This is a genomic window from Shewanella sp. SP1S2-4, from assembly GCF_031932075.1.
Classification (GTDB): Bacteria; Pseudomonadota; Gammaproteobacteria; order Enterobacterales; family Shewanellaceae; genus Shewanella; species Shewanella baltica.
On record NZ_JAUOET010000008.1, the window covers coordinates 63,927 to 78,581 of the forward strand.

Annotated in this window: 9 protein-coding genes; 4 read left to right on the forward strand and 5 right to left on the reverse strand. The window is 47.0% G+C overall.

What is annotated here, in order from left to right; translation table 11 throughout:
- Positions 1 to 191: 191 nt before the first annotated feature.
- Complete coding sequence (locus Q4Q52_RS10030) at positions 192 to 743, forward strand: thioredoxin family protein (protein WP_011846020.1); 552 nt, start codon at positions 192 to 194, stop codon at positions 741 to 743.
- A gap of 122 nt (positions 744 to 865) precedes the next feature.
- Here Q4Q52_RS10030 and Q4Q52_RS10035 read toward each other — a convergent pair whose 3' ends face one another.
- Positions 866 to 3,469: a TonB-dependent receptor gene (locus Q4Q52_RS10035; RefSeq protein WP_311989082.1), complete on the reverse strand. Its 2,604-nt coding sequence runs from the start codon at positions 3,467 to 3,469 to the stop codon at positions 866 to 868.
- A 379-nt stretch (positions 3,470 to 3,848) separates the two neighbouring features.
- Here Q4Q52_RS10035 and Q4Q52_RS10040 point away from each other — a divergent pair, with 379 nt between their 5' ends.
- The 3 genes from Q4Q52_RS10040 to Q4Q52_RS10050 all read left to right on the forward strand — a co-directional run bounded on the left by Q4Q52_RS10040 (position 3,849) and on the right by Q4Q52_RS10050 (position 8,904).
- Positions 3,849 to 5,309: a sigma 54-interacting transcriptional regulator gene (locus tag Q4Q52_RS10040; protein ID WP_311990515.1), complete on the forward strand. Its 1,461-nt coding sequence runs from the start codon at positions 3,849 to 3,851 to the stop codon at positions 5,307 to 5,309.
- A 173-nt stretch (positions 5,310 to 5,482) separates the two neighbouring features.
- Positions 5,483 to 6,955, forward strand: a complete 1,473-nt coding sequence (ccoG, locus tag Q4Q52_RS10045; protein ID WP_311989070.1) for a cytochrome c oxidase accessory protein CcoG — start codon at positions 5,483 to 5,485, stop codon at positions 6,953 to 6,955.
- Between the two features lie 347 nt (positions 6,956 to 7,302).
- Positions 7,303 to 8,904: an AMP-binding protein gene (locus Q4Q52_RS10050; protein ID WP_311990516.1), complete on the forward strand. Its 1,602-nt coding sequence runs from the start codon at positions 7,303 to 7,305 to the stop codon at positions 8,902 to 8,904.
- Between the two features lie 138 nt (positions 8,905 to 9,042).
- Here Q4Q52_RS10050 and Q4Q52_RS10055 read toward each other — a convergent pair whose 3' ends face one another.
- The 4 genes from Q4Q52_RS10055 to Q4Q52_RS10070 all read right to left on the reverse strand — a co-directional run bounded on the left by Q4Q52_RS10055 (position 9,043) and on the right by Q4Q52_RS10070 (position 14,470).
- Positions 9,043 to 10,947, reverse strand: coding sequence for an ABC transporter transmembrane domain-containing protein (locus tag Q4Q52_RS10055; RefSeq protein WP_311990517.1), 1,905 nt, complete (start codon positions 10,945 to 10,947; stop codon positions 9,043 to 9,045).
- Positions 10,948 to 11,166: 219 nt separating this feature from the next.
- Entirely contained in the window at positions 11,167 to 11,724 is a 558-nt protein-coding gene (hutZ, locus tag Q4Q52_RS10060) for a heme utilization protein HutZ (RefSeq protein ID WP_311990518.1), read from the reverse strand.
- 50 nt (positions 11,725 to 11,774) lie between these two features.
- Entirely contained in the window at positions 11,775 to 12,344 is a 570-nt protein-coding gene (hutX, locus tag Q4Q52_RS10065) for a heme utilization cystosolic carrier protein HutX (protein WP_311990519.1), read from the reverse strand.
- 35 nt (positions 12,345 to 12,379) lie between these two features.
- Positions 12,380 to 14,470 (reverse strand): TonB-dependent hemoglobin/transferrin/lactoferrin family receptor, encoded by a 2,091-nt coding sequence (locus Q4Q52_RS10070; protein WP_311990520.1) that lies wholly within the window; start codon positions 14,468 to 14,470, stop codon positions 12,380 to 12,382.
- Positions 14,471 to 14,655: the final 185 nt, after the last annotated feature.

Genomic DNA, 14,655 nt, shown 5'->3' on the forward strand with positions numbered 1-14,655 from the left:
CCAGCTTACAAAGACTCAACAGCAGGCGCAAAACACAATTGCAACTGAATGCGTCAAAGGGCAGCTCAAATGAAATCCCATAAATTCACGCTGATTTAAGCCGTTAACCGCTAAGATAAGCACGAATCTAAGTCTGTATTCCTAAGCCTCTATGTTTAATAAAGGCACGCCATTCTCCAGCAGGAAGTTTTATGAGCACTATTACTCTGATCAGTATTATCATTCTTTGTCTATTAATCGGCGCTATCTTGCTGCTGATTTGGCAAAGACAAAAAGGAAAAATCATACCGCTAGCGGTAATCTTTGTACTGGGATTTTTCGCCTTAGGACTCGGCGCTATTATTGGATTTGTGCATAAAGGCGAGGATTATCAAGCCTATCAAAAACTGCAATGGCACACCTTAGCGCCCGAGCAAATTGCGCCTCTGGTTGCCCAAGGCTATACCGTATTTGTCGATATTACTTCAGATTGGTGCACCATCTGCCAAACCAATAAAGCCGAAGTCACCCACAGGGAACAAATTGTGAATGCCTTAATGGCAGACAACATTATCCTGATGCAAGGCAACTGGAGTGAGGCCAACAAAACGATTGAAAGCTATATGCGCCATGAAGGTGTACCTGGTACGCCCTACAATAAAATCTACGGTCCAAGCGCACCCAATGGCATTCTTTTGCCGTCAAAACTCAGTATGAGTGATGTGCTGAACGGCCTTGCTGCCGCACAAACGAATCGCAGTTAACGGAAAAATAACCAATAAAAAAGGCTGCACTGCAGCCTTTTTGCTCACTTCACTTCAAATCTATAAAAGCCAAATTTCTTGAAAGGTGGGTTAGAAATCGCTTCTATAAATTGGCTTACTCATTAAAAACGGTAATTTACACGGCCATAGTAGAAGCCACCGTTGTAATCGAATGGCCCACTTTCATAGTAAACGCCACCAAGTTGAGAATAAGCGTAATCATCGCCCACTTTCAGCTTTTGCGCTTTTTGGTCGAATAGGTTATTTGCCCCTACCGCCAGGGTTAAGCCATCAAATAACTCATAGCTCACTTCCAGATCTATGGTGACTGCAGCATCGGCCATTTCAGAACCCCAATCAGAGGTATCGTCAGCATGAGTCGCATAGTACTCACCGAAGTAGTTACCACGCAGTGACATGCTTAATTGATCCCATGACTGCGCCCAGGTCAAGGTTGCACGGTGTGCAGGAATACCATCTTCTAAACGCCGAACCTTGCCTTCATCAGTGGTTTCGGGATCGTATTTATCAACGCTGGTATCGGTCCAACCATAGGCAAGACTGAATTTAGCATTACCCGACAGAATTTCCGCATCATAGGAGGCGACGATATCGATACCTTGAGTCGTAGTATCAAAGTCGTTGGTGTAATAACTCACGCCTTGGATCAACTCAGGGAACTCAACGCCCGCTGCACGCAGCGCATCATAGTCTTTAGCTTCAACATCAATCTTACTCGACTGCGCAATACGACCCTCAACGCCAATGTTGTAATAATCGACCGTTAAGAAAAAGCTTTCGTATTCATACACTAAGCCTAACGCATAGCTTGTTGACTCTTCAGGCTTTAACACTTCCCCGCCATAAAATGCCGCAAGTGGATCGGTGGGTGGCGCAATAAACGTCTGGATCAACTGACCATCAATAATCGATGTCTGCGTATTGACAACGTTTTCTTGACCTACCGTTGGTGCTCTAAAGCCCGTGCTGTGTGAAGCGCGGAATGACAACTCATCCGTTGCGGAATACTGCGCCGTCAGCTTGTAATTTAACGTATCACCAAAGGTCGAAAAATCTTCGTAACGCAGCGCTAAACCGAGTAACCAGTCATCACTTAAATAGGCTTCTAAATCCGTATAAATACCAATATTGTGGCGGGAATTTTTACCCGCAGACTCAGGGCCAAAACCTTTAAATCCATGCGAGCCGATGCTGAAGCCTTGCTCGGCATAGGGGCCGGCAATCCAAGAGGCTTCATCACCTTGAAAAATCTCAAATGACTCATTACGCCATTCAAAACCAGAAGCAAAACTAATGTCTTCGAAGCCGCCTAAGGTAATAAAACGCGAAAAGTCGAGGTTAACTGTGGTTTCAACTTGCTCATAGGCACCGGTATCGAAATCAGTTGGGGTATCTAATCCCAATGATGGGTTTAACGAGTTTTTAAGGCCGAAGCTGGCTTTGTTACTACCGGTACCGGCGCTGAAATCGTAATTCCACTCGCCGATATCGCCCTTTACACCGGCGAAGAAAGACATATCTTCAATGGTCCCAGTGAACTGCGGTGTATAACCACCGGGGAAAATTTGGTTCATGGCAAAGCAATTGGGATCGGCAACCATGGCCTTATAAGCATCGGTATCTAAGACGTTACCATCAGCATCGGGAATACCGTCGTTGTTTGTATCAACTTTAGGAATTGGCACTACCACACAAGACGATTGATCACCATTTATAGCTCCGACTAATAAATTACCGCCTTCAGGAGGGGTATACACATTACTGCGGTCCTGCGGATTACGATAATAAAATCCCCCCACAGCATCGCGGGAAGACAGGTTACCAAAGGCATAGGCATGCATATTGGCATTAATGTCTAAGCCTGAGTTGATGAACACTGAGTAGTCATCATTAATTTCAGGATTACCCCATACTTGAGCGGGGTCATTAATCGCTGTATTACCCTGCTCTGCTAAGTTAGCCGCATCGGGACGCTGCACACTTCGACTGGTTGCATCCGCATTTTTATACTGGAAGCTTAAGTTAACGAAGCCATTATCTGTCAGCGGTAAACCAACATCGCCTTCGACTGTGGTTGTGGCACCGTCCCCCTCGTAATATTCACCTTGGGTCACTGTGATGGAGCCACCATCGGAATTATCTTTTAAGACAAAGTTCATGACACCTGCAATCGCATCAGAGCCATATTGCGCCGCAGCTCCGTCACGCAGCACTTCGACTTGCTTCAATGCAGAACCAGGAATAACTGAAATATCAGGGCCTTGAGCACCATCGTTAATGCCGCCGCCTTGGAACGCAATCACAGCTGCGCGGTGACGACGCTTACCATTGACTAACACTAAGGTACTGTCGGAAGGCAAACCACGTAAGTTAACGGGACGTACTAAGGTTGCCGCATCACTGATGGGTTGAGCGCGCGAGTTAAACGAAGGTACCGATGTCACTAACATATCAATCATGTCAGTCGAACCATTCTTTTTAAGGTCGTCACTACTAATAATATCAATTGGAACGGGGGAATCGCCGATTGAGCGTGGTGCCGCACGTGAACCAACAACCGCAATCTTTTCCACGCCTTCATTTTTAACAGCAGCGTCTTCTTCCTCAGCCATGGCTTGCGGGCTAATGAAGCTACCAGACAAAGCTAATGTAATCGCCAAACTGACTGCACTTAATCCAAACTTCTGCTTCTTTGAGGTCATCATATTCATCCCAACTGCTTATTATTTTTAGAATACCTGACCTGCTTTATGTGATTATCGTCCCTAAAACCTTGCTACCACGGTCAATACAAAGTTATTTTTTACATAACAAGAACATTTTTATAACATAAATAAGACAATATCCAATATTAAATCAGACTTTTGAATGAATATTAGTCATTTCTCTTTTAGATCAGTTTGTTATAAGTGAATATTTTTTAAGGTGTGTCGTTAGGTAAAATGCACTTTAGGGCGCCAAAATGTAAAACCATAAGTCACCATAAAGTGGGAAATACTCACTAACTCAATCAAAGACACGATATATCGCGACATGCAACTTAAGGTATACTCGGGCAATACCAGCCAAGCTTGAGTACCGCAGATGACAAATGAGATTTCGGTCAATAATCAAAAATCAGTCGATAAGCATTTCTTGCCTGAAAATCAGTTACTGCTTAACGCTGTCGGTGAAGGTATTTATGGATTTGATTTAAGCGGGAATGCGGTGTTCATCAATCCCGCGGCTGAACGCATGACAGGTTGGAAAAATGAAGAGTTACTGGGCAAAAATATCCATAACTGTCATCATCACAGCCATGCCGATGGTAGCCATTATCCCCAAGAAGATTGCCCAATTTACAACACCTTAAAGGATGGCATTACCCGCGAAATCACCCATGATGTGTTCTGGCGTAAAGATGGGAGTAGCTTTCCCGTGCATTACAGTTCTACGCCCGTTTACCGTGATAATGAACTCATTGGCGTAGTCGCGATATTTCGTGACATTAGTATCCAAAAGCAAACGGAGCAGTCATTACGCCAAGCATTGGCGCAAGTGCAGGCGCTCTCGGAGCGACTCGCCTCGGAGAATCATTATCTGCAGGCTGAACTTGCTGACAAAACGGGTGATGTGGATATTTCGGGCGCCAGTAGCGTGATCCGCCACATGATCCAGCAATTGCATATGGTAGCCAATACCGACAGTACTGTGCTCATTTGTGGTGAAAATGGCACAGGCAAAGAGCTCGTTGCCCGTAACTTACATCAACTCAGTCGCCGCAAAGACAAGCCGATGATCAGCGTCAACTGCGCCGCGTTTTCAGCATCCTTGTTAGAAAGTGAACTCTTTGGTCACGAGAAAGGCGCATTTACCGGTGCCACCAGCCGCCGTAAAGGTCGCTTCGAACTTGCTCACCAAGGCACGCTGTTCCTCGACGAAGTGGCAGAACTCAGTTTAGAAGCCCAATCAAAACTACTGCGGGTCATCCAAGAACAATCCTTCGAACGCCTCGGAGGCAGCGAAACCATTCAAGTAGATATTCGCTTGGTCGCCGCCAGTCACCACGACTTACTCAAGCGGGTCGAGCAGGGATTATTTCGGATGGATCTCTATTACCGCTTGAATGTATTCCCTATTCAAGTGCCACCACTGCGCGCGAGGATCGAAGATATCCCCGAACTCGTCAGCCATATACTGCACAGCTTGAACCGTAAGTTAGGTAAAAAAATCCGCGGTGTGAGCCAAAAAGGGCTGCAAAAGCTCATGGCTTATACATGGCCGGGCAATGTGCGCGAATTGCAAAACATCCTCGAGCGCGAAGCCATTCTATCCCAAGGCGATATTCTGCAGATCCATGCGATGCCGAGCAACAACCCCTTAGCTCAAGCCCAAGGCCAAACCTTAGCAGAAGCGGAAGCCTTGCATATAGAACAGACCCTTAAACGCTTAAACTGGCGAATATCCGGTCCACTCGGCGCGGCGAATGTGCTAGGCGTTCCGGCAAGTACGTTAAGATCGCGGATGAAAAAACTGGGGATCCAACGTCAATCGAGTGAAATATAACTCAAATCACACAACCAAAAAACGCGATATATCGCCAATGTGTGATATATCGCGATCAACATCTAACCAAAGTATTAAAATAACCATATATATCATAAGGTTGAATCAGTTAAAACTTGGCCTAGCGCTTGCTATAGGGAGGCGAATCTTATTTAAGCCGTTAGGACCCTTTTATGCCCAAGAGCGAAGTTACCCCCAATTCTCCAAGTGTGAATAAGAGTGTGAACGCGAAACCTTCCTCAGTCGAGCTGCACATTCCGATTAAAATCCTCTCCAACGAAACTGCAACAGGGAGCAATACGCCCTCTGGCAACATCCATTTTCGTGAGCAGAAAGGTGATTTTCAGCGCCTGCGAACCATGATGAATAGCCTGCTGATCGTGTTGTTTTTCGCCCTGCCGTTTATCTCAATCGATGGCCGCCAAGCGATATTGTTAGATATCAGCCAGCAACAGTTTTTCTTCTTTGGCATCACGCTATGGCCGCAGGACTTTACCCTACTCGCATGGATTTTTATCGCCGCGGCCTTCGGTCTATTTTTTATCACCGTGTTCTGGGGCCGTGTTTGGTGCGGTTATCTTTGCCCACAAACGGCGTGGACCTTTATCTATGTGTGGATAGAAACGCGCATCGAAGGCAGCAGCAACAAACGCAAGCAACTCGACAAAGCGTCCTGGTCTGGCAGCAAAATAGGTAAAAGAAGCACCAAGCACTTACTTTGGGGTCTCGCCGCCCTGCTCACCGGCTGTGGTTTTATCAGCTATTTCATTCCCGCACGCGAACTCTATATCGACATATTGACAGGCAATGCCAGCTTTTGGGTGACTAGCTGGGTCTGGTTTTTCGCCATTTGTACTTATCTGAATGCGGGCTGGATGCGCGAGCAAATGTGTCTACATTGCTGTCCCTATTCACGTTTCCAAGCTGTAATGTTCGATGCCAACACTAAAACCGTGACCTATGATGCACAGCGCGGTGAATCCCGCGGCCCGCGTAAACGTAAGCAAGAAAGCAATCTCAGAGAGAGTAATCTTGGTGATTGTGTTGACTGTAATTTATGTGTCGAAGTGTGCCCAACAGGAATAGATATTCGTAACGGCTTGCAATATGAGTGCATCAACTGCGGTGCCTGTGTCGATGCTTGTAATGAAACCATGTTGAAATTCGATTATAAACCGAACCTTATCGGCTACATGAGTGAGAATGATCTTAAGGGAGTCAGCTACTCCTATTGGCGCTCGCCGCGTTTCTTAGGCTACGGCGCAGCGGTCGTGATCATGCTCATAGTGATAGGTTTAGATTTGAATAGCCGCAGCGAGATCCAGCTTAACGTGATCCGGGACCGTCAAAGCCTGTACCGCGAAACGGCTGACAATAAGATTGAAAACACCTATCAGCTGAAGATCCGCAACAAGACGCAGGACACTAAGCAGTATCAACTCGCCGTCGACAGTGAAATGCCCTTCAGCTTGATTGCCGATCCTATTATTACCTTGGCTGCGGGTGAACAAGTGGACTATCCCGTCACTGTATTAGCCGATAAGGATGCCATCCCCTCGGGGCGCAAAATGATCCAATTCTCGGTGACGGATGTGAAACAGCCAAGCCAGCAAGTGAGTCAAGAAACTGGATTCTTCAGTCCCTAGGCTTTAGCGGTTAATATCGGTAACCGTCTACATTAACCGCTAAATCGGCGCTTGGGGAATCAACCTAAGCGCCGTTCTAAATCAAGCACTCATCCTCAAAAGACAGATCTCGAATGCGCTCCACTCACGCACTATTAGTGCTTTATCGATTACACGATAATTACGCTATCCTTAACGCCTAAGCTTTAGAGTAAAAATACTATTTGTTACATAAAGATACCGTTATTGGCATAGCGATGTTTTTCGCGATAAGCATTGACCTCTAGTGCTAACACCCTCTAATCTAAACACCTGTTTAACTCCAGAATAATAACAACTAATAAACATCATCTTTGAGGTAGTTCAGCATGGCATACGATCAAGACTCTCAACTCAAACTAGACTACTCATCACTGGTCGATCTGATCGAGAAAACCAGCCTGCGTTATGGCGATAAACCCGCCTATGCCTGCCTTGGTAAAACCAGCAGTTTTAATGAGATAGAACGCGACTCTCGTTACTTTGCCGCCTATTTACAGAATAAGACCACACTCAAACCCGGCGATCGCATCGCCATTCAATTGCCCAATATCACCCAATTTGTCATCGCGGCCTACGGCGCAATCAGGGCTGGGCTTATCCTTGTTAATACGAATCCTTTATATACAGAGCGCGAGCTTATTCATCAGTTCAATGATTCTGGTGCTAAAGCGCTCGTGGTGTTATCCGACCTATTGCCGACCTTGGCCAAAGTCATCGACAGTACTCAAATAGAACTCGTCATCTCCACCCATCCTTTAGATTTGATCGATCCGCATGTGCAGCCAAAAACAGGGCTTAAGAATGTCGAGTTTTGTCAGATTTTAAAACAAGGTGCTGACCTTCCCTTTAGCCGATTTATCTCCAATCTCGACGACCTCTCGGCGTTGCAATACACAGGTGGCACGACCGGATTATCGAAAGGTGCCATGTTGACCCACGGCAATATGCTCGCCAATGCGGCGCAGGTAAAATCCCGCATCGCGAGCGTGATCACCGAAGGGGAAGATATCTTTGTTGCGCCGCTGCCGATTTACCATATTTACGCTTTTATGGTGAACTTAGTGCTGTATTTCGAGTGCGGCGGTTGCTCGGTATTAATTCCAAATCCACGGGATATTAGTGGCTTAATTAAGACACTCGCCAAATACCCCTTCACGGGATTTGCAGGCCTCAATACCCTGTTTGTCGCCCTATGCCATCAACCCGAGTTTAAGGCGCTGGACTTTAGCCACTTAAAAATCACTATCTCTGGCGGCACTGCACTCACGGCCGCAGCGGCGAATATTTGGCAACAGACGACAGGCAATATGATCAGCGAAGGTTATGGATTATCTGAAACCTCACCGGTGATTTCACTCAATGCGCCCGGTTATCAAAAGCTTGGCACTATTGGTAAACCTGTGATTGGCACTGAAGTTAAACTCTTAGATGAAAACAACCTTGAAGTGCCCTTAGGTACAGCGGGAGAATTAGCCGCGCGTGGCCCACAAGTGATGCGAGGTTATTGGAATAATCCGCAGGAAACCGCCAATGCCATGACTCCAGAGGGTTTCTTTAAAACCGGTGACATTGCCATAGCAACAGCGGAAGGTTTCCATCAAATTGTTGATCGCAAAAAGGATATGATCATAGTTTCAGGCTTTAACGTTTATCCCAACGAGGTGGAAAACGTGCTGGCGAGCCATCCAAGTGTGATCGAATGCGCCGTGGTGGGAGTAAAGGATGAACACTCGGGCGAAGCGGTTAAAGCCTTTATCGTGCTCAAGGATGATAGCCAAGATCATCAACAGGCAAAAGAGGCCATTCTAGCCTTTTGCCGCGAGCAATTAACCGCCTATAAATTGCCAAAAGTCATTGAATTTATGACGCAATTACCTAAGAGTACCGTAGGTAAAATTCTGCGCCGCGAGCTAAAAGATAAGGCTTAGAGACCGCACTTAAAGTGCAGTACTTAAAGTGCCGTACTTAAAGACAAAGCTGATTAACAAAGCTTAGCAACAAACGCACAATAAAAGACCCAGTGAGCTAACTTGAGCGTTTCAGCTAGCAACTGGGTTTTATTTTACTTAAATGGTCTCATTCAAGGCGCTGGCATTGGCCTCTTCGGTTAACAATTGCAGACTGGCAAATTCACGATATAACGCATTGGATTGCATCAACTCTTGGTGGCGCCCGCAGGCAACAATCTCACCCTTATCGAACACAAAAATCCTATCGGCATTGATCACCGTCGATAAGCGATGGGCAATAATCAAGGTAGTTTTACCCGCCATCAATACGTCCAGCGCTTGCTTCACTTTCTGCTCGCTTACCGCATCTAAAGCGCTGGTCGCTTCATCGAGTAACAATATGGGTCTGTCGGCTAAAATCGCCCGCGCAATGGCGATCCGCTGTTTTTGCCCACCAGAAAGTCGCACGCCACGCTCGCCTAAATAGGTTTGATAACCGTCAGTAAATTCGCTAATAAACTCGTGGGCACGGGCTGCAATACAAGCATCAATCACTTCTTGCTCAGTCGCATCGACTCGGCCATAACGCACGTTTTCAAGCACACTGGTCGCAAAAATCACTGAGTCCTGCGGCACCAGAGCAAACTGCGCCCGCAAATCCTGTGGCAGAAGCTTGGCAATATCAGTCCCTTCCAGTCGAATACTGCCAGTGCTAGGCACATAAAAGCGCTGCAATAACTGGAACAAGGTACTCTTACCCGCGCCACTTGGGCCGACTAAGGCGACCCGCTCACCCGCGGCAATGGCCATATTGAGCTGTTTTAGCACTAAGGCATCATGCTCTGGATAGGCAAAGTTGAGTCCTTCTATGACTAACTCGCCACTGACCTTGGCGGGTAAAACAATAGGATGAGTTGCAACGGGAATATCCACTTGCGTTTCAGCCAGTTCGATTAAACGTTCAGCGGCGCCAGAAGCCCGCTGAATTTCGCCTATTACTTCGCTAATCGTCACCACAGCGCCTGCAACCATCACAGCATAAAACATAAAGGCGGATAGCTCGCCGCCCGTCATCTTACCCGCCATCACATCGTGGGCACCGACCCAAGTCACCATAGCAATCGCCGCGATACTTAAAAACATCACGGTTGAGATCAGCAAGGCACGGTAACGAATGCGACCGCTTGCCGCAGACATCACATCTTCGACCCGGGTATTGAATAAGCTACGGTCTTTATCTTCATGGCCATAGGCTTGTACCGTATGGATTTCATGAAGTGTTTCATCCACATAAGCACCGAGATCGGCAACCCTGTCTTGGCTTTCTCGCGCCAGCGTACGCACTTTACGACCGAAAAAAATCACCGGTCCCAACACTAAAGGTACGGCCAACAACACCAGCAATGTCATCTTAACGCTGGTGATCCCCATCATCACCAAACCACCAAGTACCGTCACACTAGAGCGCAGTGCCATAGACAAACTCGAGCCCACCACGGTTTGCAGCAAGGTAGAGTCGGCGGTAAAACGGGAGATAACTTCGCCGGTGCGAACCTTAGCGTAAAAGGCGGGGGAGAGTTTAAGTAGTTGATTGTAAACAGTTAGACGAATATCGGCACTGACCCGCTCGCCGAGCCAAGTCATTAAATAGAAGCGGCAAAACACCGCTGTGCCACTGACAGCGGTAATCCCAAGCACTAACAGTATGATTTCATTCAGCCGCTGCGCGTTGTCGCGCACAAAGCCTTCATCAACCATTAAGCGCACACCTTGGCCCAATGATAACCAAGCGAGCGAGCCTATCATCAAGCAAATAATCGCCGCGACGACTTTCAGTTTGTAAGGTTTAAGAAAGCTAACAATCCAAGGCAATACGGATCTTTGCTGCGCCGAGGTTAGTTTAGCCTTCGATGCATCAGCGCTTGTTGTAGGCGTGACTGGAATTAACTTTTCGGGCAATGGCTCTGCGCCCGCTTTAATGGGGTTTGGTGATTTGGCTAATTCGACGGTCGGCTCGGTCACTGGGATATCCTTCGGTAGGGAACGGCAATTCAAGCATAACATTCGCCTGAACTGGGTATCTGCAAGCCGTTAACCGCGCAGCTTTGCTTAAAGCATATCAGTGAGATGCTACCTGTTGCGGTAAAATTCAAGGGCAAAGCGTGGTTTTACTCAAAAGAAAAGCATAAAACCAACCCGCAGCGAGTGCGGGTTGGTTTTATTGCCATCGCTTAGCGCGACTTAAGCGACTTGCTGGTTTTCCGGTGTTTTTGGCGTGCCATGGTGGCCATCACGCTTCCAATCCACATCTAACAACTCTGCGCCGCTCAGGCTAAATGCTTGGCCAAAACCTTTCACGTAAAGACCCTGATGGGGCGCGAGCTTGTATAAGTTAAAATCAGTTAACGCCGCAAGGTTATCGGACATTTCGCCAAAACGGGCCGATAACACACTAACGCCCTTAATGAAGGCGGGCGTATCACGGGGCACGGCCTCGGCAATCGCATCGAAGGTCAAACGCTTGCGGGCAAAAACCGATTTGGCCGCGGTTTCATCTTCAACAAGCATCACAGAGACCTTAGATGAGTGCTTTAAGTTATGACCATGACGGGCTAAGTCACTCACCAAAATATAAAAACCATCATCGGCCAGTGCGAAGGGCGCATAACTCGCATTCGGCTGGCCATCTGTACCAATGGTGGCCAGTTGCAGAGTTTCGCGCTGCTGTTTAAAGGCTTCAATTTCGGGTAAGAGTTTGTCTCTTAAACGCTGTTCTTGTTCGGTAATTTCAGGCTTCATTTGCTGTGTTCCTTAAATACTGTCGTTAATACTTCAATTCAGAGGTTTGATTACACCGAGGCAAAGGCAGTCACGAGCGCTTTAAATTGGCGAACTTGCTCAGGAAACAGCGCTCTTTGTTTATCACGACCTAAATACACTTTGAATACGACCTCACCTTCACTGCCGAAAAAGTTAATCGAATGGCTCTCGCTGCCTCTAAAAGGTCTGCTGATCAAGGTGATGCCGCGCATAGCATCTAATTTGAGATGACCATGCAAACCGTCGCCCTTGCTGTAGAGGTTGTAATAACCGTGGGCGTATTTTCCCTCGGGGAAATCCCCTTTAAATTCAAATACGCTGCCAGATAACATCACAATAGTGGTTAACTTTCCCCATTTGGGTAAGGCTTGCAGTAAGGTATCAAGCTGAGTTAACGGAACAAACACCACTTGTTCGGGCGGCAATGCAGCGACCACTTCAAGCTCGGCAATGCCTAATTCACTGGCGAGCTGCGCTGGCATTAAATCAGCTTGTTGTTCAAATCGTTGTCGCAATTGCGCCTGTTGCTCACTTAGCTGACGTTTCTCAGAGTTTAAATCTGGCGCGACATCGAGCTCGGTATCGAGTGTCATCTTCATTTTACTGTCTCCAGCGGTAGTGATTATTGAGTGGCTTAGAACATATAGCGCGCCGATAACTTCATATTACGGCCCGGTTGATACAAGGTTTGCCACGCTTGTTGGTACTTCTCATCGCCGATGTTTTCGATGGCGAAATCCACTCTCACACCCGCCATCGCGCCCATAGTCGGCTCCCACGCAACATACACATCCCATAGGGTGTAATCGTCGTATTTCGCCACTTTGAAGCCATCAGGCGTATTCGACTGCGTCGCCACATAAGTAACGCGAGTGCCGAGCTTCATGTCGCCTTCCATAATGCCTTGGGATAAATCAACGTTAAATTTATTGGCGGGTATACCTTCGATATCGCCGCCATTTTTACGATCTTCACCATGGGTTTGGCCATAATTCATCGCTAAGCGAGTTTGGCCAATTCGGTAACGACCGCTAATTTCAAAGCCAGTTAAACGCGCATCTTCGACGTTATTCCATGAGGTCGTTTGCTCGAACCCAGGAATACCATGCCAAGGATTAGACACTTGCTGCACGATGAAATCGTCCACATCGTTACGGAAGATGTTGAACGTCAACGCTAATTCATCATCACCGGCTAACTCACTGAAACGTAAGTCTGCTTTGATTTCTTTGTTACGGGCTTTTTCAGACTTTAGATCCGGATTGGTCGCAAAGGTGTTGCATAGACCTTGGGGCAAAAATCCCGGAATAGGTGGAATGCAGTAATGGGTGCCACTAGAATACATTTCCTCTACCGAAGGTGCGCGGAAGGCTTGATCGTAACGGGCACTTAAGGTCAACCAAGATTGAGTCTGCCAAACTAGCCCTAGTGATGGCGATAACTCATTATCATCGGAGGATAAATTGAGGTTGTTACTGTCATTTTTAAAGCTGTCATAACGCAGACCTGCATCCAGATTTAGCGTCTGAGTCAGCTCAATATCCGCCCGCGTAAAAGCGCCCCATACTGTGGTTTCACCATCAATATTTCCCGGACGCTGGCCCACTTGACCCGAATCATCACGCGTCGTTTCTATGGTATCGCGAAAGCCATCAACGCCGTAGGTCAACAATGTATTCCCCAAGCGCGAACTGTTATTGAGGTTAATGCCCACAGTGCGATACTCAGTGCTGTCTAGCTGGCCCTTAGTAATACGGTCTTCATCGTAGTCGGTACTGTTCCAATACACTTGCATCTTAGTATCTAGATACGGGTTATTGGCAGGATTAAAACTGTAATCTAAGGTGATATTTTGATCGTCTGTCTTGCGACGCACTAAAGGTATTGAATTACTGGCTGCCGCAGAAGGATTACTTGGCACTAATTCATTGATCTTATTAACTCTAGCAGATAACTCTAAGCGTGATGCTTCATCAGCTTGCCAACCAAATTTAGCTAAACCACTGCTGCCATGAGATGCACTGTTGCTGAGGGTTTCGTCATTACCGGTTTTGATATTGTTAGAGTCGGTGTAAGAGCCGTTCAATAACCAATCGATACTGTCTTGTCGACCATAAATCGCGCCACTGGTTTTAGTGCGCGAGCCATTGGTTTCATAACCTTGTTTGAAATAGCCACCAAAGGTCTCATCTGGCGCTAAAAAGTCTTGTGCCGACTTAGTATTTTGCGCGACGACACCACCCAGTGCGCCACTGCCCCACAAACTACTGGCTGGACCGCGCAGCACTTCAATGGATTTCAGTAACTCAGGGTCCATAAAGAAAGTTGCTCTGTGGCCAGAGTCGGTATTTTGTCTTGCTCCGTCAATAGTTTGCAGTACTCGACTGCCACTTAAACCACGGATTTCAACCCCCTGAGATGAAGCTCTTGGGCCATTCGTCAGCGTAATATTGGCCTCGTTTTTAAGGGCATTAGCCACGGATGATGCTTGAGCAACCGCAAGTTGCTCTTCACCCACCACGGCTACGCTGCGGCTGGTTTCGGAGGATTTCTCGCTGATGCGGGTTGCGCTTACTAGCACTTCATCAAACTCAGTTGTAACGAGTTTTTTATCCGCATCGCCTTGAACAACTGGCTTCACATTTTCTTCTGCCGCTAACGTAAAACTTAGGGCCGTACTGCTCAGTGCTATCGCCATTGCGATCACTAACGGCTTTTTCTTCATCTCTTCATCCTCAAGTGATAATCAGCTATATCCGTGCAATTCAATACTGACCCCAGACTCTCTTTCCAGACGCCAATCCTTTTAAGATTGAGTCTGTTATAGATGTTCCATTCCAGATTTGGCTCTTTCAAACTTGAGCCCTTTCCAGATCGAGCCCAAGGCAATCAGTACCCATAAAGTAGGAT

Bases quoted from the DNA above. Each gene is read 5' to 3' on its own strand.
- hutZ (WP_311990518.1), bottom strand. From the start codon at position 11,724: ATGAAGCCTGAAATTACCGAACAAGAACAGCGTTTAAGAGACAAACTC.
- Q4Q52_RS10040 (WP_311990515.1), top strand. From the start codon at position 3,849: ATGACAAATGAGATTTCGGTCAATAATCAAAAATCAGTCGATAAGCAT.
- Q4Q52_RS10035 (WP_311989082.1), bottom strand. From the start codon at position 3,469: ATGATGACCTCAAAGAAGCAGAAGTTTGGATTAAGTGCAGTCAGTTTG.
- Q4Q52_RS10070 (WP_311990520.1), bottom strand. From the start codon at position 14,470: ATGAAGAAAAAGCCGTTAGTGATCGCAATGGCGATAGCACTGAGCAGT.
- hutX (WP_311990519.1), bottom strand. From the start codon at position 12,344: ATGAAGATGACACTCGATACCGAGCTCGATGTCGCGCCAGATTTAAAC.
- Q4Q52_RS10050 (WP_311990516.1), top strand. From the start codon at position 7,303: ATGGCATACGATCAAGACTCTCAACTCAAACTAGACTACTCATCACTG.
- ccoG (WP_311989070.1), top strand. From the start codon at position 5,483: ATGCCCAAGAGCGAAGTTACCCCCAATTCTCCAAGTGTGAATAAGAGT.
- Q4Q52_RS10030 (WP_011846020.1), top strand. From the start codon at position 192: ATGAGCACTATTACTCTGATCAGTATTATCATTCTTTGTCTATTAATC.